We start from the raw sequence: 18686 nt of genomic DNA, 5'->3' as shown, positions 1-18686 counted from the left end.
GTGCCGCTCAGTGCGACGGCGCGAGCGCGAGGCTGATGCCGAGTCCGGCCAGGACCGAGCCGATGACCTTGTTGAGGATCTTCTGGCCGCGCAGCATCAGCGCCCGCATCCGGGCCTGCGAGAAGAACGCGGCGACCACGCCGAACCACAGCAGGTGGGCGAGCGACATGAACAGGCCGTAACCCGCCTGCTGGTACAGCGGGGTCTCCGGGCTGACGACCTGGGCGAAGGTGGAGACGACGAAGAGGGTCGTCTTCGGGTTGAGCACGTTGGTGAGGAAGCCGGTGCGCAGCGCCGCGAACGGGGTCAGCTCGCGCCGGTCGTCCAGGTCGATCTTCAGCTCACCGCGGGTGCGGTAGGTGCGGATGCCGACGTAGATCAGGTAGGCCGCGCCGATCAGCTTGATCACCGTGAACAGGGCGGTGGAGGAGGCGATCAGCAGGCCGACGCCGAGCAGGGTGTAGGTGACGTGGACCAGGACGCCGGCGGCGACGCCGGCGGCGGCGAGCAGGCCGGTGCGGCGGCCGTACAGATAGCTGTTGCGGACGATCATCGCGAAGTCGGCGCCGGGTGCGATGACGGCGAGGACCGTGATGACGGCGACGGCGAGTATCTGGGTCATGGGGTGACGTCCTCCATGTCGGGCTCCCCGTCGGGAGCGGAGCCGTCGTCGGCGTTCTCCTCGCCCAGCAGGTCACGGGCGAGCAGGGTGGCCCCCGCGACCGCGCCCGGCATCAGGAACACCGCGACGAACGGGACCAGGAAGGCCAGGCCGAGGGGCGTGCCGAAGCCCCAGACCAGGGTCTTGCGGGAGCGGAGCAGGGCGAGCCGGGCGCGCAGTTCGACGCCCCGGCGCTGGAGGGCCACGGCGGCCAGTTCCTCGGTGAGGAAGAAACCGGTGACGAGGAAGCCCAGCACGGGGACGACGGTCTGCCCGACGAACGGCAGGAAGCCGAGGGCGAAGAGCAGCACCCCCCACAGTGCGGCCCGCACCAGGACCCGCAGGCTGTCGCGGGCGGAGATCCACAGTTCGCGCCAGAGCGGCAGGTCCGACCGCGGGGCGGTGCCGTCGGGCGAGACGTCGGCGTCGACCCGCTCCGACAGGTTCTCGTAGAAGGGCTGGCCGACCAGCAGGGTGACCGCGGTGAACGTCAGCACGGCCAGGAGCAGGCCGAGGGCGAACAGGACGGCCGTCACAAAGCCGCGGAACAGGCCCTGCCAGGGGCTGGACCAGTCGTCCGCGAACGGGGTCGCCCAGATCACCGCGTCCTCGCCCCACACGGCGAGGGCGACCAGCGCGACCGCGTAGAGGACCAGGGTGATCACTCCGGGCAACAGCCCGAAGCCGTACTGGCGGCCGTGCCGGGCCATCCAGCGCTGCCCCTTCAGCAGATATCCGAATCCCGCCCCAAGATCGCGCATGGCGGGAACTCTACCGACTCTCAGCCGGCCAGCATGCGGCGCAGCAGATCGCGCAGGGAGCGGCGTTCGTCCGCGGAGAGGCCGGCGAGGGGCTCACGGGCGAAATGGAGGCCTTCTCGCAGGTCACGGGCGACGCGCAGACCGTCCTCGGTGGCGACGGCCACTTTCACCCGGCGGTCGGCCGGGTCGGGGCGGCGCTCCACCAGGCCGCGGGACTCCAGGCGGTCCACTATGCCCGTGACGTTCGACGGCTCGCACTTCAGCTTCTGCGCCAGCTTCCGCATCGGCAGCGGCTCCACCGACAGCAGACTGAGGAGCCGGGCCTGCGGTCCGGTCAGTGCGTGCTCGCCCGCCGCTTCCTCGTAGTCCGCGTAGAAGCGGGCCACGACGTCCCCGATGAGTTCGACGACCTCCATCGTCAGGGCGTCGGGGCGGTGGGTCTTCGGTGGTGTGGCCATACCCCCCAGAATACCCGCTTACTTGACATCCTGAAATATTGAAGCGCATGGTTGTTTCAGGTACTGAAGTAATCAGGAAAGGCGCTGTCATGATCAACCGCGAGTGGCACCTGCTCAGCCGTCCCGTCGGCTGGCCGAAGCCGGAGGACTTCGCGCTCGTCGAGACCCCGGTCCCGACCCCGGGCGAGGGCCAGGTACTGGTACGGAACAAGTTCCTCTCCGTGGACCCGTACATGCGCGGCCGGATGTCGGCGGCCGAGTCGTACGTCGCCCCCTTCGAGCTGGGCAAGGTCATGCAGGGCGGTGCGGTCGGCGAGGTGGTCACCTCCCACGCCGAGGGCATCGAGGCCGGCGACCACGTCCTGCACTTCTTCGGCTGGCGCGAGTACGCGGTCGTGGACGCGAAGAACGCGGTCAAGGTCGGCCCGACGGCCGTTCCGGCCGTCCGGGTCGACGCCGACGCCCACGCCGTGCCGCTGTCGGCCTACCTCGGTGTGCTCGGCATGACCGGCCTCACCGCCTACGCCGGCCTGGTCCGCACCGCCTCCTTCAAGGAGGGCGACGTCGTCTTCGTCTCCGGCGCGGCCGGCGCCGTCGGCAGCCAGGTCGGGCAGCTCGCCAAGCTCATGGGCGCCTCGCGGGTCATCGGCTCGGCCGGATCGGACGAGAAGGTCAAGCTGCTGGTCGAGGAGTACGGCTTCGACGCGGCGTTCAACTACAAGAGCGGCCCGGTCGCCGACCAGCTGCGCGAGGCCGCGCCCGACGGCGTCGACGTGTACTTCGACAACGTCGGCGGCGACCACCTGGAGGCGGCGATCGGGTCGCTGAACCAGGGCGGCCGGATCGCGGTCTGCGGCATGATCTCCGTGTACAACAACACCGAGCCCGCACCGGGGCCGAGGAACCTCGCCCGCCTCATCCAGACCCGGGGCCGTATCGAGGGCTTTCTGGTCAGCGACCACTACGACCTGCAGCAGCAGTTCGTTCGCGAGGTCGGGCCGTGGGTCGCCTCGGGGCAGCTCAAGTACCGCGAGACGGTCGTCGAGGGCATCGAGAACAACCTCGAGGCGTTCCTGGGCGTCCTGCGCGGCGACAACATCGGGAAGATGATCGTCAAGCTCTGAGGCCTGGCCCCATCTTTCCGGCATGCGGTAACTTCATTCCGAAATCCGTCGTCGATCGTGGGCGCGAGTCGCGGCGGAACGACGAGGAGGACAACCGCATGCCCATCACGCAGTCCGACGTCCTGTACACCGCCGTCGCCACCGCGGAGAACGGCCGAGACGGCCGGGTCGCCACGGACGACGGCCGGCTCGACGTCGTCGTCAACCCGCCGAAGGAGATGGGCGGCAGCGGGTCCGGGACCAACCCGGAACAGCTGTTCGCCGCCGGTTACAGCGCGTGCTTCCAGGGGGCCCTGGGAGTCGTCGCCCGGCAGGAGGGAGCCGACGTCTCCGGGTCGACCGTCACCGCGAAGGTCGGGATCGGCAAGAACGACGACGGGTTCGGGATCATCGTGGAGATCTCGGCGAGCATTCCCCACGTTTCCGCCGAGGTGGCGCGGGACCTGGTCGAGAAGGCTCACCAGGTGTGCCCCTACTCGAAGGCGACGCGGGGGAACATCACCGTGACGCTGGTCTGACGATCGTCGTTGCGTACTGCGGAGACCGCACCCCTGGACGTGGGGTGCGGTCTCTTCTTCGGCGGGGAGCGGCTGCCGGTCAGACGCTCTTCAACGCCGCCCGGTGTACCGCGCGGACCAACCCGTCGTTCTCCGGCGCCGCTCCCCCCGGAAAGGCCATCCGCCGGCGCGTGTAGCCGTACGCCAGGCCGCTGCGCGGGTCCGCGAACGCCTGACTGCCGCCCGCGCCGCCGTGGCCGAAGGCGCCGGCACCCAGGACGGGGTGCCAGGTGTCGGCGGTCGCCTGGAAGCCGAGGCCGTACGACCTGTGGGCGCGGACCACCAGGTCGTAGCCGGCGGAGTGGATCTGGCCGATCTCGGCGACCGTGTCGGGCTTGAGCAGCGGTGGCCGGTCGTCCACTTCGCTGATCGCCGCCGCGTACGTCTTCGCGAGGCCCCGCGCGGAGGCGACGCCGCCCGCCGACGCGGGGCCCTTGGCCCGTACGAGGCGGGAGTTGGCGTGGTCCGCCAGGGTGCCCGGCTCCGGGACGTGGCCGTTGAAGGCGATCGAGGTCAGGGTGTGCGGGCCGGTCGGCCGGGCGTCCAGCAGGGCCTGCTGCGCGGGGGTCGGCAGCATCGGCTGGACCGAGCGGAAGCGGGGCTCCTCGGACTCGGGCAGCCCCAGGAAGAAGTCCGTGCCGTACGGGGCGCGCACCCGCTCCTCGTACACCTCCTGGAGGGTGCGGCCCGTGGCACGGCGGACCACCTCTCCGGTGAGCGCGCCGAGCACCAGCGCGTGGTAGCCGAAGGCCGTCCCCGGGCGCCAGAACGGCTTCTGGTCGGCGAGCCGTTCGGCCATCGCCCGGTCGTCGGCCAGTTCCTCGGCGGAGAACCCGGCGTCGATGCCGACCAGGCCCGCCCGGTGCGCCAGCAGGTCCCGGAGGGTCACCGCGCCCTTGCCCTCGGCGCCGAACTCCGGCCAGTAGTAGGTCACTTTGCGGTCGAGCTCCAGCGTGCCGTCCTGCACCAGCAGCGCGACCACGAGGTGCGCCGCGCCCTTGGTGGACGAGAACACGCCGTACAGCGAGTCCGCCTCCGCACCCGCCCACAGGTCGACGACCCGCCGCCCGTGCGCGTACGCGCACAACTGGCCCTCGTAGTCGCCCCGTTCGCCCGCGACGAAGGCGGCGAACTCCTCACGCACCGCCTCGAAACCCTCGGCGACCGTGCCCTGGACGGTGATCTGCTGCGTCATCGCTCTCCTCAACTGAGCCGCTGCTCGCTGCTCCCTCTCAGCACAACGCCCGTTCGCGTTCGGGACGTTCCCGAGACCGGTACGTCGCGATGCACCTGTTCGACTCAACCGTCGTGAGCGGCCGGGGGTGTCACCGATGCCCCGGATGGCGGATGGCGCGGGGTGGTGCGCACTCGTGCGCCCGGGCTCAGGTGCACCACCACAGGAAGCGGGTGCAGGTCCTGGTGGGCGCGGGCGTCGGGGACGGAGCGGAGGTCGTCGGGGCGCTGGACGGAGCGGGGGCCGGTCCGGACGCTGCCGGGGTCGGCGGGGCCTTGGGGGTCGCGCCGGAGCCCGTCGCGGCGGTCGGCCGCGCCGGGCCGGTGTTCCTGACGTCGGGCGACGTGGAGTCCTTGTCCTTCGGGGACTTGGCGGCGGACGCGGAGGCCGAGGCGTCCGGGGAGGCGGAGCCGGCGGCGCCGGGCCGTGCGCCGGAGGTGGGGGTGGCCGGGTCGGTGGTGGCGCCGGGCGAGGCGGAGGACGTGCCGCCGTCGGCCGCGGTGTCCGAGGCCGGGCCCGGCCGGCCGCTGGTGAAGGGCGAGAAGGGCGCGTCGGTGCCGAGTTCGGCGAGGCTGAGGCCGCCCGCGGCCAGCACGAATCCGGCCGTGACCAGCAGGGCGCGGCGGCGTCGGCGGCGGTGGGCCGCGGCCTTGCGGTCGCGGCGGCTGGCGTCGGCGTCGGCGTCGGCGGGGCTCACGGTGGCGGTGCCCCGCGCCCTGCGCCGGGCGGCCCGGCCACCGTCCTCGGAGTCGGCCGGGGAATCGGCCGCGCGGTCCGGGTCGTCGTGCGGCTCCGGCTCCTCCGTGTCCGCCGGCTCGTACCGCTGGGGGTTGTCGTACCCGTGAGCCTCGTGGCCCTGGCTCTCGTGCCCCTGCCCCTCGTGGTCCTGAGCCTCGTAGCCATGGGAGCCGTAGCCCTGGGACCCGTAGGTGTGAGCCGCGTAGCCCTGGGGCTCGTACTCCAGGGGGGCGTGCCTCTGGGAGGGGATGCGTGCGTCGTGTCCCTCGGGGGAGGGGTACGCGCCCTGGGCGGGGACGTGACCGCCGTAACCCGGTGCCTCACCCGTGCCCGCGTGGGCGTACGCGACCGTCGCTTCCGCGGCGGGGCGTGCCGGTGCTCCGCACCCGGGGCAGGCCAGGGCGCCGTTGAGGTGCCGTTGGCACGGGTGACAGTAGTCCATGACGCCGGAAGACTAGATTCCCCATGGGTCACGTTCCTAGGCACCTCTGTGAAGGTTTCGTAGAAAGCGAAATAATTCTCGAAAGGCTTGCCGAAACCGTTACCCGTTCCACCCATTGACACCCCGACCGCCCCGTCCTTACTGTCACGCCAGCATTTCGAACGCGTGACGAAATATCGAACAGCTGAGGGGCAACTGCCGTGCGCATCACCGGAATCAGCACGCACGTGGTCGGCACGCCGTGGCGCAACCTGACCTACGTCCAGGTGCACACCGACGAGGGGATCACGGGAGTCGGCGAGACCCGGATGCTCGGTCACACCGACGCGCTGATCGGCTACTTGCGGGAGGCCGAGGCCAATCACATTCTCGGCTCGGACCCGTTCGCCGTCGAGGATCTCGTACGCCGGATGAAGTACGGCGACTACGGCCGTGCGGGTGAGATCGTGATGTCCGGCATCGCGGTCGTCGAGATGGCCTGCTGGGACATCAAGGGCAAGGCGCTGGGCGTGCCGGTGTGGCAGCTGCTCGGCGGCAAGGTGACCGACAAGGTCAAGGCGTACGCCAACGGGTGGTACACGACCGAGCGAACGCCGGAGGCGTATCACAAGGCCGCCCAGGGGGTGAGGGAGCGCGGATACCGGGCGCTGAAGATCGATCCGTTCGGCACCGGGCACTTCGAGCTGGACCACGAGCAGACCCTGTACGCGGTCTCGCTCATCGAGGCGGTACGGGACGCGATCGGCCCGGACGCCGAGCTGATGCTGGAGATGCACGGCCGCTTCTCCCCCTCGACCGCCGTCCGGCTGGCCAAGGAGATGGCCCCCTTCAAGCCGGCCTGGCTGGAGGAGCCGGTCCCGCCGGAGAACCTGAAGGCACTGGAGAAGGTCGCGGCCAAGGTCGACGTCCCGATCGCCACCGGTGAGCGGATCCACGACCGGATCGAGTTCCGCGAGCTGTTCGACAGCCAGGCCGCGGACATCCTGCAGCCCGACGTCGGCCACATCGGCGGCATCTGGGAGACCCGCAAGCTCGCGGCGACCGCCGAGACGCACTACATGCTGGTCGCCCCGCACAACGTGGGCGGGTCCGTCCTCACCGCGGCGAGCCTCCAGGTCGGCTTCACCTCGCCGAACTTCAAGATCCTCGAACACTTCAACGACTTCGCGGACGCGGAGATCAAGAAGGTCGTCAAGGGGGCGCCGCAGGTCGTGGACGGGTACTTCCACCTGTCCGACGCGCCGGGTCTCGGCGTCGAGCTGGACGTCGACGCCGCCGCCGAGTTCCCGCAGCAGCAGGCCCGGTTCGACCTGTGGGCCGAGGGCTGGGAGCAGCGCAAGCCGAAGGGTACGAAGTGAGTTCCCGGGGTTCCCAGGTCGTCGTCGAGGCGCCGGGCGCCCACCGGGTCGAGGACCACACCCCCCGCGATCCCGGCCCCGGGGAGGTGCTCGTGGCCGTGCACGCGGTGGGCATCTGCGGCAGTGACCGCGAGGTGTACCAGGGCAACCGGCCCGAGGGGTACGTGCGGTATCCGCTCACCCCCGGGCACGAGTGGTCGGGGACGGTCTCGGCGGTGGGGCCGGGCGTCCCCGCGTCCCTCGTCGGCCGCAAGGTCGTCGGGGAGGGCTTCCGCAACTGCCAGGTGTGCGACCGCTGTCACGCGGGCGAGACCACCCTGTGCACCGCCGGGTACGAGGAGACCGGGTTCACCCAGCCGGGCGCCATGGCCGGCACGCTCACCCTCCCGGCCCGGCTGCTGCACGTCCTGCCGGACCACGCCGACCTCACCGCCGCCGCCCTGCTGGAGCCGGCGGCCTGTGTCGCGGCCGCCGCGCTGAAGGCCCACGCCCGGCCGGGCGAGCGGGTCGCGGTGGTCGGCACCGGCACGCTCGGGATGTTCGCCGTGCAGTTCCTGAAGGCGGTCTCCCCGGCCGAGCTGCTGGTGGTGGGCACGCGCGACGACCGGGAGACGCTGTCCCGGCGGTTCGGGGCCACCGGCTTCCGGCTGAAGGACCAGGAGCTGCCCGACGACTTCGACGTGGTGATCGAGACCGCCGGGTCCGCGTCCGCCGCGCGTACCGCCGCCTCGCTGCTGAGGCGCGGCGGACGGCTGGTGCTGACCGGGATCCCGGCGCCGGGCGCGGACGGGCTCGACCCGACCGACCTCGTCGTACGGCAACTGGAGGTGCACACCGTCTTCGGGGCGCCGCCGGACGCCTGGGCGCACGCCGTGCGGGTGTTCGGCGCCGGGCTGCTGGACCCGCTGCCGCTGGTCACGCACGAGCTGCCGCTGAACGAGTTCCCGCGGGCCATCGAGCTGGTCGGGGCCGGTGATCCGAAGGTGGGCAAGGTGCTGCTCCGCCCGTAGAGACGCACGCCGGTCAGGGCGTGACCTGACGGCGCCCCGGCCGGCGTGCCACCAGCTTTTTTTCGCGGAGCCGCCCGGGCCGCTCCCCACCCGCAGCCGCGAACCTCGTCCGACATTTCGAACACACAGGACACTGGACCCTAAGGACAGCTTGTGACCGACGCTTCCGCTCCGGCAGCCCGCAGGCCCGGCGAGCAGGTGCTCGCCGCCCTCGGCCTGGACGCACCCGCCCTCGACCCCGCCGACGCCTCCGCCCACAGCTTCCCGGGCGGCGGTCGCTGGCGCACCGAGATCCCCTCGTGCGAGGGTCCCGAAGCACTGGCGGTCGTCCTCAAGGAGGCCTCGCGCCTCGATGTGCCGATCCACCGGATCAGCCAGGGCAGCGGCGTGTGGATGCTCACCGACGCCGAGATCACCGAGATGGTCGAGGCCACCGCCGCACGTGACATCGAACTCTGCCTGTTCACCGGCCCGCGCGGCACCTGGGACATCGGCGGCTCCGTACGGTCCGACTCGCGGGGGGCCGGACCGCGCGCGCGGGGCCACGACGCCGTCGCCGGATGCGTCGAGGACGCCGTACGGGCCACGGAGCTGGGCGTCGGGTGCCTGCTGGTCGCCGACGAGGGCGTGCTGTGGACCCTGCACCGGGCGCGGGAGAACGGCATCATCCCGGCCGACACCACCCTGAAGGTCTCGGCGCTCATCGGCCCCGTCAACCCGGCCTCGTACGCCGTGTACGAGCGGCTCGGAGCCGACTCCGTCAACGTGCCCAGTGACCTGACGCTGGACCACCTCACCGAGATCCGGCGGGTGTCCCGCGCCCCGATGGACATGTACATCGAGGCCCCCGACGACCTCGGCGGCTATGTGCGCATGTACGAGGTCGCCGAGCTGATCCGGCGCGGCGCCCCGCTCTACCTGAAGTTCGGTCTGTCCAAGGCGCCCGGCATCTACCCGTGGGGCACCCACCTGCGGAACGTGACCCTGCACACCGCCCGGGAGCGGGTGCGGCGCGGCCGGCTCGCCCTGGACCTGCTCGCCCGGCACGGCGCGGACGGCGACATGGCGCCGCTCGGCTCCCGGCTGCCCGGGACGCTCCACCGCTTCCCCACCACCGCGTGACCCCTCTCAACGACGAGAAGACCAAGGACGGATCACCATGCGCAACCGCAGAGCCGCACTCGCCGCGACAGCCGCAGCCGCCTCGCTCGCCCTGACCCTGACCGCCTGCGGCCAGAGCGGCGAGGGCGGCAGCAAGGAGAAGACGGGCGACGTCAAGGGCGCCACCATCGGCATCGCCATGCCGACCAAGTCCTCCGAGCGCTGGATCTCCGACGGCAAGAACGTCGTCAAGGACCTTCAGGCCAAGGGCTACAAGACGAAGCTCGTCTACGGCGAGGACGACCCGGCCACCCAGGTCTCGCAGATCGAGAACCTCATCACGCAGGGCGTGAAGGGCCTGATCATCGCGGCGATCGACAACAAGTCGCTGAACTCCGTGCTCCAGGAGGCCGCCGACGCGCACATCCCGGTCATCTCCTACGACCGGCTGATCCTCGGCACCAAGAACGTCGACTACTACGCCTCGTTCGACAACGAGAAGGTCGGCAGGCTGCAGGGCCAGTACATCGTGGACCAGCTCGGGCTGGGCAAGGGCAAGAAGGGCCCGTTCAACATCGAGCTGTTCGCCGGCTCCAACGACGACAACAACACCAAGTACTTCTTCGGCGGCGCGATGAGCGTGCTGCAGCCGTACATCGACAAGAAGCAGCTGGTGGTCAAGTCCGGGCAGACCGCGCTGAACCAGGTCGTCACCCTGCGCTGGGACGGCGCCACCGCGCAGAAGCGCATGGAGGACATCCTCACCGGCTCCTACAAGAGCGGCCGGGTCGACGCGGTGCTCTCGCCCTACGACGGCATCTCCATCGGTGTCCTGTCCGCGCTGAAGTCGGACGGCTACGGCTCGGGCAGCAAGCCGCTGCCGGTCATCACCGGCCAGGACGCCGAGATCGCCTCGGTGAAGTCGATCATCGCCGGTGAGCAGAGGCAGACCGTCTACAAGGACCTGCGCAAGCTCGCCGAGGTCGCCGCGACGATGGTCGACGACTCCCTGAAGGGCAAGAAGCCGCAGGTCAACAACACCAAGACCTACGACAACGGGACCAAGGTCGTCCCGGCCTACCTGCTCCAGCCGGTGAGCGTCGACAAGTCCAACTACCGGCAGGTCCTGGTCGACGGCGGCTACTACACCGAGTCCGAGCTGAAGTAACCCGCCCTGATTCCCTACGGATTGGAAGGCACGACCATGGCGGGACCCGTCCTGGAAATGCGCTCGATCGTCAAGACCTTTCCCGGTGTCAAGGCGCTGTCGGACGTCACCCTGACCGTCCGGCGGGGCGAGGTCCACGCCATCTGCGGGGAGAACGGCGCCGGCAAGTCCACCCTGATGAAGGTGCTCTCCGGCGTCCACCCCCACGGCAGTTACGAGGGCGACATCCTCTTCGAGGGGGAGGTCTGCGCCTTCAGGGACATCCGGGCGAGCGAGCAGCGCGGCATCGTCATCATCCACCAGGAACTGGCGCTGGTGCCGCATCTGTCCATCGCGGAGAACCTCTTCCTCGGCAACGAACACGCCCAGGGCGGCCTGATCAACTGGCGCGAGACCCTGCGCCACGCCACCGAACTGCTGCGCCGGGTCGGTCTGCACGAGCACCCGGAGACCCGCGTCGCCGACATCGGCGTGGGCAAGCAGCAGCTGGTGGAGATCGCCAAGGCGCTGTCGAAGGAGGTGAGGCTGCTGATCCTCGACGAGCCGACGGCGGCCCTGAACGACGAGGACAGCGGCAAACTCCTCGATCTCATCCTGGAGCTGAAGAACCAGGGCATCACCTCGATCATCATCTCCCACAAGCTCAACGAGATCCGCAAGGTCGCCGACTCGGTGACGATCATCCGGGACGGCCGGTCCATCGAGACCCTCGATGTGAAGGCGCCGGAGACCACCGAGGAGCGGATCATCGCCGGCATGGTCGGCCGCGACCTCGACCACCGCTTCCCCGAGCGCACCCCGCACCGGCCCGAGGAGGGCGCGGCACCGGCGTTGGAGATCCGCGGCTGGACCGTGTTCCACCCGATCGACCAGCAGCGCAAGGTCGTCGACGACGTGTCGGTCAGCGTGCGGCGCGGGGAGATCGTCGGGATCGCGGGCCTGATGGGCGCCGGCCGCACCGAACTGGCGATGAGCGTCTTCGGGCGGACGTACGGCCGGTACGCGGGCGGCACGGTACTCAAGGACGGCACGGAGATCCGCACCAGGACCGTCGCGGAGGCGGTGCGGCACGGCATCGCGTACGTCACCGAGGACCGCAAGCACTACGGGCTGAACCTCATCGACACCATCAACCGCAACATCTCGCTGACCGCGCTGCACAAGGTCGCCAGGCGGGGAGTGGTGGACGAGCACGAGGAGCGGCAGGTCGCCGAGGGCTTCCGCACGTCCATGAACATCAAGGCGCCGACCGTGTTCGCGCCGGTGGGCAAGCTGTCCGGCGGCAACCAGCAGAAGGTGGTCCTCAGCAAGTGGATCTTCGCGGGTCCGGACGTGCTGATCCTGGACGAGCCCACGCGCGGCATCGACGTGGGCGCCAAGTACGAGATCTACACGGTCATCGACCAGCTGGCCGCCCAGGGCAAGGCGGTCGTCTTCATCTCCTCCGAACTGCCCGAGCTGCTCGGCATGTGCGACCGCATCTACACCATGGCCGCCGGGCGGCTGACGGGTGAGGTGCCGCGGGCCGAGGCCACGCAGGAAGTGCTGATGCGCCATATGACGAAGGACAAAGAGGTAACGCGATGAGCACGGACGTCACCGACAAGGTCCCGGCGGCGGCACCGCCGGGCAAGGGCGGACCGGGCGACGGCGCCGGCCTGGTGCGGCTGGTGCTCGGCGGTCTGCGCCGCAACATGCGCCAGTACGGCATGCTGATCGCGCTGGGCCTGATCGTCGTCCTCTTCCAGATCTGGACCGGCGGCGATCTGCTGCTGCCGCGCAACGTCTCCAACCTGGTGCTGCAGAACAGCTACATCCTGATCCTCGCGATCGGCATGATGCTGGTGATCATCGCCGGGCACATCGACCTGTCGGTCGGCTCGCTGACGGCGTTCGTGGGCGCCTTCGCGGCCGTCCTGACCGTGCAGCACGGCGTTTCCTGGCCGGTCGCGCTGGTGCTGTGCCTGCTGGTGGGCGCGGCGGCCGGCTCGATCCAGGGCTTCCTGATCGCCTACCTCGGCATACCGTCGTTCATCGTCACCCTCGCCGGCATGCTGCTCTTCCGCGGCCTGACGGAGATCCTCCTGAAGGGCCAGACCCTCGGCCCCTTCCCCGACGGCCTGCAGAAGATCGGCAACGGCTTCCTGCCCGAGGCCGGCCCGAACACCAACTACCACAACCTCACCCTGCTGCTCGGGCTCGTCCTGATCGCGGCCGTGGTCCGGCAGGAGTTCCGCGACCGCCGCCGCCAGCAGGAGTTCTCCCTGGACGTGGTCCCCGTCCGCCTCTTCCTGCTCAAGCTGACGGCCCTGGTGGCGGCGATCCTCGTCCTCACCCTGCTGCTCGCCAGCTACAAGGGCGCCCCGATCGTGCTGATCATCCTCGGCGCGCTGGTCGTCGGCTACGGCTACGTCATGCGCAACGCGGTCTTCGGCCGGCACATCTACGCGATCGGCGGCAACCTGCCGGCGGCCAAACTGTCCGGCGTGAAGGACAAGAAGGTCACCTTCTACGTCTTCCTGAACATGGGCGTGCTCGCGGCCCTGGCCGGTCTGGTGGTCGCCGCCCGGCTGAACGCGGCCTCGCCGAAGGCGGGCGTCAACTTCGAACTCGAGGCGATCGCCTCGTCGTTCATCGGCGGCGCGTCCATGAGCGGCGGTGTCGGCACCGTCCTCGGCGCCATCATCGGCGGTCTCGTCCTCGGCGTGCTGAACAACGGCATGAACCTCCTCAGCGTCGGCACCGACTGGCAGCAGGTCATCAAGGGCCTGGCCCTGCTGGTGGCGGTCGGGTTCGACGTGTGGAACAAGCGCAAGTCCGGTTCGTAAGCACCCAGAAGGGAGCCGCACCCATGGAACTGAACAGACGCACGGTCATCGCCGGCGCCGCCGCGGGCCTCGCCGCCACCACCCTCGGTGGTACCGCGCAAGCCTCCTCGGGAAGCAAGCCCGTGAAGGAGCTCTTCGGTACGCTCGCCGACGGCACCAAGGTCCACCGCTGGTCGCTGGAGAACGGCGGCACCCGCCTGAAGGTCCTCTCCTACGGCGGCATCGTCCAGTCCCTGGAGACACCCGACCGGCACGGCCGGTACGCCAACGTCTCCCTGGGCTACGACAACCTCGACGCGTACGTCAGGGGGACCACGTACTTCGGTGCCACCATCGGCCGCTACGGCAACCGCATAGCCAAGGGCCGGTTCACCCTGGACGGCAAGCAGTACCAGCTGTCCGTCAACGACGGCGTGAACAGCCTGCACGGCGGCAAGCAGGGCTTCAACACCAAGGTGTGGGACGTCGAGCCCTTCACCGCCGGCTGCGACGTCGGTCTGCACCTGTACTACACGAGCGCCGACGGCGAGATGGGCTATCCCGGCACGCTGAGGACGAAGGTCACCTTCACGCTGAACCGGCACGGCGACTGGCGGATCGACTACACGGCGACCACCGACAGGCCGACGGTCGTCAACCTCACCAACCACACGTACTACAACCTCGCGGGCGAGGGCAGCGGCAGCGTCTACGACCACGAACTCTGGCTGGCAGCCAGCCGGTTCACCCCCACCGACGCGGGTCTGATCCCCACCGGGGAGCGGGCGGGGGTCAAGGGCACCCCCTTCGACTTCACCCGCCCCAAGCCGATCGGCCGGGACATCCGCACCGGCCATCCGCAGCTGGTCACCGCCAAGGGCTACGACCACAACTTCGTGCTCGACAAGGGGGTGACCGCGCGGCCCGAGCACGTGGTGACGCTGCGCGACCCCGCGTCCGGCCGGACCCTGAAGATCCTCACCGACCAGCCCGGTGTGCAGTTCTACTCGGGCAACTTCCTCGACGGCACGCTCGTCGGCCAGTCCGGCCACACCTACCGGCAGGGCGACGGTCTGGCCCTGGAGACCCAGCACTTCCCGGACTCGCCGAACGAGCCGTCGTTCCCGTCGACCGTCCTGCGGCCCGGCCAGACGTACCGGACGACGACGATCCACAAGTTCAGCGCGTGAAACCTCGCCGGTTCCCCACGAGTTGAACGGCACCACCCCCGCCTCCGTACTGAGGGGTGGCCCGTGCTCCCCCGCACGGGCCACCCTGAACGGAGGACCCCTTGGCCGGCAACGTCACCTCGTTGTTCAGCGGCGGCACCGCGCACAGCCCCTCGATGGCGGCGCTGACGCGCGAGGGCGACGGCACCGGCCCGGTGGACTTCTGCATCCCGTGCAACCCGTACTTCCCGACCCCGGCCATGTACGACGAACTGTCGACCCGGTTGCGCGAGATCATCACGTACTACCCGAGCAGCGCCGAGACCATCACCGGCGAGCTGTGCTCCCTGCTCCAGCTGCCGCCGCAGTGCGTGGCGATGGGCAACGGCTCCACGGAACTGATCACCTGGATCGACCACCTGCTGGTGCGCGAGTCCCTCTCCGTCCCGGTGCCCACCTTCGGCCGCTGGACCGACCAGCCGATGGAGACCGGCAAGCGGGTCGACATGTTCCCGCTCCAGGAGGCGAGCGGGTTCGCGCTGGACCTGGCGCGGTACGCCGAGTTCATCCGGGCCCGCAAGACCCGGGTGGCGGTGATCTGCAATCCCAACAACCCCGACGGCGGGTATGTGCGCAAGCAGTCGGTGGTGCAGTTCATGGACGCGATGGCGGACCTGGACCTGATCGTGATCGACGAGTCGTTCCTGGAGTTCGCCGACGCGGAGGCCGAGCCCAGCGTCGTCCAGGAGGCCATGCTCCGCCCCAACGTGATCGTGCTGCGCAGCCTCGGCAAGAACTTCGGTCTGCACGGCATACGCTTCGGCTACCTGGTCGCCAACCCTGCGCTCGCCGGGAAGGTGCGGGCGATGCTCCCGAAGTGGAACCTCAACTCCTTCGCCGAGCACGTGGTGTTCATGCTGAAGGAGCACGGGGCCGAGTACGCGCGGAGCCTGCAGCAGGTCCGCCGCGACCGGCTGGAGATGGCCAGCCATCTGTCGGCGTTGCCGGGGCTGACGGTGTACCCGTCCCAAGGCAACTTCCTCTTCGTGCGCCTTCCCGTCGGCGCCGAGGGCACGGTGGTCCGGGACCGGATGCTCACCGAGCACCGGATCCTGGTCCGCGAGTGCGGCAACAAGATCGGTTCGTCCAGCCGCTTCCTGAGACTCGTGGTGCGCCCCCAGGTCGACGTGCGTCGCCTGGTGTCCGGCCTGGAGCAGGTGCTCTACGGGTCCAGGAGGGGAGCCGCCGTACCCGAGCTGGGCACCGGGACCAGCTACAGCTCGGGTACGGCGGCCGTGGACCGGCTGATGAGCGAGACCAACGGGCGCGGAATGCCGGCGCTGGCGCAGGCCGCCGCCGCTTCCGGCCCCGCCCCGGCCGCCGGCACCGGCATGCCGCTCCCCGCCGCCGTACAGCCCGGCGGGATGCCGATGCCGGCGGCGCCCCAACCCATGCCGGCCGCGCCGCAGCCCCTGCCGGTGGCGCCACAGCCGACACCGGTGCCTGCGCCCATGCCTGCCGCGCCTCAGCCGATGGCGGCCCCGGCCCAGCCCGTCCCTGCGACGCCTCAGCCGACACCGGTACCCGCACCGACACCGGTACCCGCACCGACACCCGTGCCCGCACCGATACCCGTGCCCGCACCGATACCGGCGCCCGCTGCCTCTGTCGCGCCCACGCCGCCCGGGGTACCGGCCAGGGGTGGGCTCACCGCGGCCCAGGTCCGGGGGATGACGGCGCCGGCCACGGGTCTGACCCCCGCGCCGGCCACGGGGTGGCCCAATGCGCAGAGCTGGCCGAACGCGGCGGGGGCCTAGACACCTGCGGGTCAGTACGCGACCGGCCCCGCGTACTGCGCCGTGTTCTGCGGGGAGATCCCGGAGAACGGTCCGGCTTCCGCCTCCTCAGAGGCTGCGGGCGGTGATGTCGCCGTGGGAGGTGGTGGCACGGATGTCGAGTTCGGCGGTGCCGTCGTTCTTGAGGGCGTTGGTGATGCGGCCGTAGGCGGTGCCGGCGTCCAGGGTGGCCGAGACACCGGCGGCGGCGCCGACCATGATGTCGCCGGACTGGGTGTTGAGCACGACCGCGCCGCGCACGGCCTCGGCTATCCGGATGTCGCCCCGTGCGGTGCTGATCTCCGCGGGGCCGCCCAGCCGGCCGACCTCGACGTCGCCGTCGACCGCGGTGAGGCGGAGGCTCGCGGTCTCGTCGACCTTGATCTGGCGGTACGCGCCCTCGAAGACGACGTCGCCGAGGCGGCCGACACCGCGCAGCTCACAGCTGCCGGTCCTGGCCTCGACACGGGAGCCGGCGGGCAGCTTGACGGTGATCTCCAGGGCTCCGGAGGGGCCGAAGATCTGGTTCTTGGGCTCAGGGGTACGGATCCGCAGCACACCGTCGGCGTAGACAACCTCCGTCTGCTCGGCGGACTGGACGTCACGCCTCTTGGCGGGGCTCGCCGGCAGGACCTCGACGGTGGTGTCGGCGCGGTCGGCGGCGATGAACTGGACGCGTCCGGCCGGGATGTCCAGGACGGCGGAGATCGGGGCGGGGGTCTCGAACTTCTGCATGGTGCTCTCCTCCTGCGCTGCTCGTTTCTGACACCAGAAACGCTACGTTGCTTTCCATATCTCGGCAACTACCTCGTTGCATAGAACCGCTAACTATGCTGGTCAAGGCCACTAAAGTGTTGCAATGAGCCTGACTGGTAATGCAACAAACATGTCTCTCCGTTGCAATGGGTGAGAAGTTAACGCTATAGTGGGGCCGTCGGGAAGCACCACGAAGGACCCCCAAGGAGATCGCGATGCCGGGAGGCAGGCTCACCCAGCAGGAACGCCAGCAGATCGCCCTGGGGCTGGCCGACGACCTCGCCTACGCGGAGATCGCCCGGCGCCTCGACCGTCCGACGTCCACGATCACGCGTGAGGTGATGCGCAACGGCGGCCCCACCGCCTACCGCGCCGACCTGGCCCACCGCGCCACCGAACGCCGGGCCCACCGGCGCCGGCCCGCCACTCCCCGAGGGGCGGAGTCGGTCCCCCAGCCCCACGGACGCGACGCCGACGCGGTGGCCGAGTTCCAGGAGAGGTTCACCACCGTCTTCATGGCCTCGGGTCTGCCCAAGATGACGGCCCGGGTTCTGGCCTGCCTCTACATGACCGACTCGGGCAGCCTCACCGCCTCGGAACTCGCCCAGCGCCTCCAGGTCAGCCCGGCGTCCGTCTCCAAGGCGATCACGTTCCTCGCGAACTTGGACCTCGTCCGCCGGGAGCGCGACGAACGCCGCCGCGAGCGCTACATCGTCGACAACGACCTCTGGTACCAGTCGATGATCCGCAGCGCGCGATCCAACGCCCAGCTCGTCGAGACCGCGCGGGAGGGCGTCGCCATCCTCGGCCCCCGGACCCCCGCGGCCACCCGCCTCGAGAACGTCGCCCGCTTCCTCGTCTTCGTCAACGAAAGCCTCCTGCGCGCCGCGGAACAGGCCCGCGAGGTCCTCTACACCAAGACCGGGACGACCTCGGCCGACACGGCCACGCCCCCTCACCCCTAGCGTGCGCGACGGCGCCCGCCGCACGGGGTCACGTCGACCTCGGCCCGCACCGTCTTCCGGGGCGGGTCCCGGTCGACCACCTCCCACCGGTCGGCCAGCGCGTCCACCAGCAGCAGCCCGCGTCCCGCGACCGCGAGGGGCGGGGGCTCGGGCACCTGGCCGGGGGCGGGCGGGCGGCGCTCGGCCCGGGTGTCGGTCACCTCGACTCGGAGACTGCCGTCGAGGAGGGACAGGCGGACCTCGAAGTCCCGCCCGGGCACACGACCGTGGGTCACGGCGTTGGCGGCCAGTTCGGCGACGATCAGGGCGACGGCCTCCGCGGTTTCGGTGCCGTGCGGGATCCCCCAGGTGTCGAGCTGGGCGAGGGCCACGTGTCGCGCGAGGCGGGCACCTCGGGGGGTGGAGCTGAGACGCTGGGCGAAGGTGCGGTCGGTGACCTGGGGGGAAGGGGCTTCCATGGGGCCAATGTGTCGGAGGGGAAAGGGACTTCACGAGGTCCGGCGCGCGTACGCTGCGGGAGCGTACGCGTTCACAGGCTGTGC

General features: G+C 70.4%; 18 protein-coding genes. 11 read left to right on the top strand and 7 right to left on the bottom strand.

Annotated elements, in window-relative coordinates:
• Nucleotides 1-7: 7 nt before the first annotated feature.
• Genes ACWC94_RS14095 through ACWC94_RS14085 form a run of 3 tightly spaced genes read right to left on the bottom strand, consistent with a single transcriptional unit; the run spans nt 8 to nt 1880 of the window.
• The gene (locus ACWC94_RS14095; protein ID WP_450796789.1) at nt 8-622 is read right to left on the bottom strand and encodes a LysE family translocator; all 615 of its coding nucleotides are present in this window, start codon (nt 620-622) and stop codon (nt 8-10) included.
• A complete protein-coding gene (locus ACWC94_RS14090) occupies nt 619-1422 on the bottom strand; it encodes an EI24 domain-containing protein (protein WP_450796788.1) in 804 nt (267 codons plus the stop codon). Before ACWC94_RS14090 ends, ACWC94_RS14095 begins: the two co-directional genes overlap by 4 nt.
• Before the next feature lie 20 nt (nt 1423-1442).
• The gene (locus ACWC94_RS14085) at nt 1443-1880 is read right to left on the bottom strand and encodes a MarR family winged helix-turn-helix transcriptional regulator (RefSeq protein ID WP_450796787.1); all 438 of its coding nucleotides are present in this window, start codon (nt 1878-1880) and stop codon (nt 1443-1445) included.
• A gap of 89 nt (nt 1881-1969) precedes the next feature.
• On the opposite strand from ACWC94_RS14085, the gene ACWC94_RS14080 reads away from it, so the two are divergent.
• Both ACWC94_RS14080 and ACWC94_RS14075 read left to right on the top strand, forming a co-directional pair.
• The gene (locus ACWC94_RS14080; protein ID WP_450796786.1) at nt 1970-3004 is read left to right on the top strand and encodes an NADP-dependent oxidoreductase; all 1035 of its coding nucleotides are present in this window, start codon (nt 1970-1972) and stop codon (nt 3002-3004) included.
• Between the two features lie 98 nt (nt 3005-3102).
• Nucleotides 3103-3522: an organic hydroperoxide resistance protein gene (locus tag ACWC94_RS14075; protein ID WP_450796785.1), complete on the top strand. Its 420-nt coding sequence runs from the start codon at nt 3103-3105 to the stop codon at nt 3520-3522.
• A 79-nt stretch (nt 3523-3601) separates the two neighbouring features.
• Here ACWC94_RS14075 and ACWC94_RS14070 read toward each other — a convergent pair whose 3' ends face one another.
• Entirely contained in the window at nt 3602-4756 is a 1155-nt protein-coding gene (locus ACWC94_RS14070; protein WP_450796784.1) for a serine hydrolase domain-containing protein, read from the bottom strand.
• Between the two features lie 187 nt (nt 4757-4943).
• A complete protein-coding gene (locus ACWC94_RS14065) occupies nt 4944-5975 on the bottom strand; it encodes an SCO2400 family protein (RefSeq protein ID WP_450796783.1) in 1032 nt (343 codons plus the stop codon).
• A gap of 200 nt (nt 5976-6175) precedes the next feature.
• Between ACWC94_RS14065 and ACWC94_RS14060 the strand changes: the two genes are divergently transcribed.
• The 8 genes from ACWC94_RS14060 (at nt 6176) to ACWC94_RS14025 (ending at nt 16405) form a co-directional block, all read left to right on the top strand.
• Nucleotides 6176-7333 (top strand): mandelate racemase/muconate lactonizing enzyme family protein, encoded by a 1158-nt coding sequence (locus tag ACWC94_RS14060; RefSeq protein WP_450796782.1) that lies wholly within the window; start codon nt 6176-6178, stop codon nt 7331-7333.
• Complete coding sequence (locus ACWC94_RS14055; protein WP_450796781.1) at nt 7330-8343, top strand: zinc-dependent alcohol dehydrogenase; 1014 nt, start codon at nt 7330-7332, stop codon at nt 8341-8343. Before ACWC94_RS14060 ends, ACWC94_RS14055 begins: the two co-directional genes overlap by 4 nt.
• A 153-nt stretch (nt 8344-8496) precedes the next feature.
• Complete coding sequence (locus tag ACWC94_RS14050; RefSeq protein ID WP_450796780.1) at nt 8497-9465, top strand: hypothetical protein; 969 nt, start codon at nt 8497-8499, stop codon at nt 9463-9465.
• Nucleotides 9466-9502: 37 nt separating this feature from the next.
• A complete protein-coding gene (gene chvE / locus ACWC94_RS14045) occupies nt 9503-10612 on the top strand; it encodes a multiple monosaccharide ABC transporter substrate-binding protein (RefSeq protein WP_450796779.1) in 1110 nt (369 codons plus the stop codon).
• Between the two features lie 36 nt (nt 10613-10648).
• A complete protein-coding gene (gene mmsA, locus ACWC94_RS14040) occupies nt 10649-12199 on the top strand; it encodes a multiple monosaccharide ABC transporter ATP-binding protein (protein WP_450796778.1) in 1551 nt (516 codons plus the stop codon).
• Complete coding sequence (mmsB, locus tag ACWC94_RS14035) at nt 12196-13440, top strand: multiple monosaccharide ABC transporter permease (RefSeq protein ID WP_450796777.1); 1245 nt, start codon at nt 12196-12198, stop codon at nt 13438-13440. Before mmsA ends, mmsB begins: the two co-directional genes overlap by 4 nt.
• A 23-nt stretch (nt 13441-13463) precedes the next feature.
• A complete protein-coding gene (locus ACWC94_RS14030) occupies nt 13464-14609 on the top strand; it encodes an aldose epimerase family protein (RefSeq protein WP_450796776.1) in 1146 nt (381 codons plus the stop codon).
• A gap of 101 nt (nt 14610-14710) precedes the next feature.
• Entirely contained in the window at nt 14711-16405 is a 1695-nt protein-coding gene (locus ACWC94_RS14025) for a pyridoxal phosphate-dependent aminotransferase (protein ID WP_450796775.1), read from the top strand.
• Nucleotides 16406-16492: 87 nt separating this feature from the next.
• Here ACWC94_RS14025 and ACWC94_RS14020 read toward each other — a convergent pair whose 3' ends face one another.
• Nucleotides 16493-17158: a DUF4097 family beta strand repeat-containing protein gene (locus ACWC94_RS14020; RefSeq protein WP_450796774.1), complete on the bottom strand. Its 666-nt coding sequence runs from the start codon at nt 17156-17158 to the stop codon at nt 16493-16495.
• Between the two features lie 236 nt (nt 17159-17394).
• Here ACWC94_RS14020 and ACWC94_RS14015 point away from each other — a divergent pair, with 236 nt between their 5' ends.
• On the top strand, nt 17395-18144 hold the full coding sequence (locus ACWC94_RS14015) for a helix-turn-helix domain-containing protein (protein ID WP_450796773.1): 750 nt from the start codon (nt 17395-17397) through the stop codon (nt 18142-18144).
• Here ACWC94_RS14015 and ACWC94_RS14010 read toward each other — a convergent pair.
• Nucleotides 18141-18602, bottom strand: a complete 462-nt coding sequence (locus ACWC94_RS14010) for an ATP-binding protein (protein ID WP_450796772.1) — start codon at nt 18600-18602, stop codon at nt 18141-18143. The genes ACWC94_RS14015 and ACWC94_RS14010 overlap by 4 nt on opposite strands.
• Nucleotides 18603-18686: the final 84 nt, after the last annotated feature.

Source organism: Streptomyces sp. NPDC001135 (genome assembly GCF_053598395.1).
This window is presented reverse-complemented; position numbering and strand designations above follow the sequence as displayed.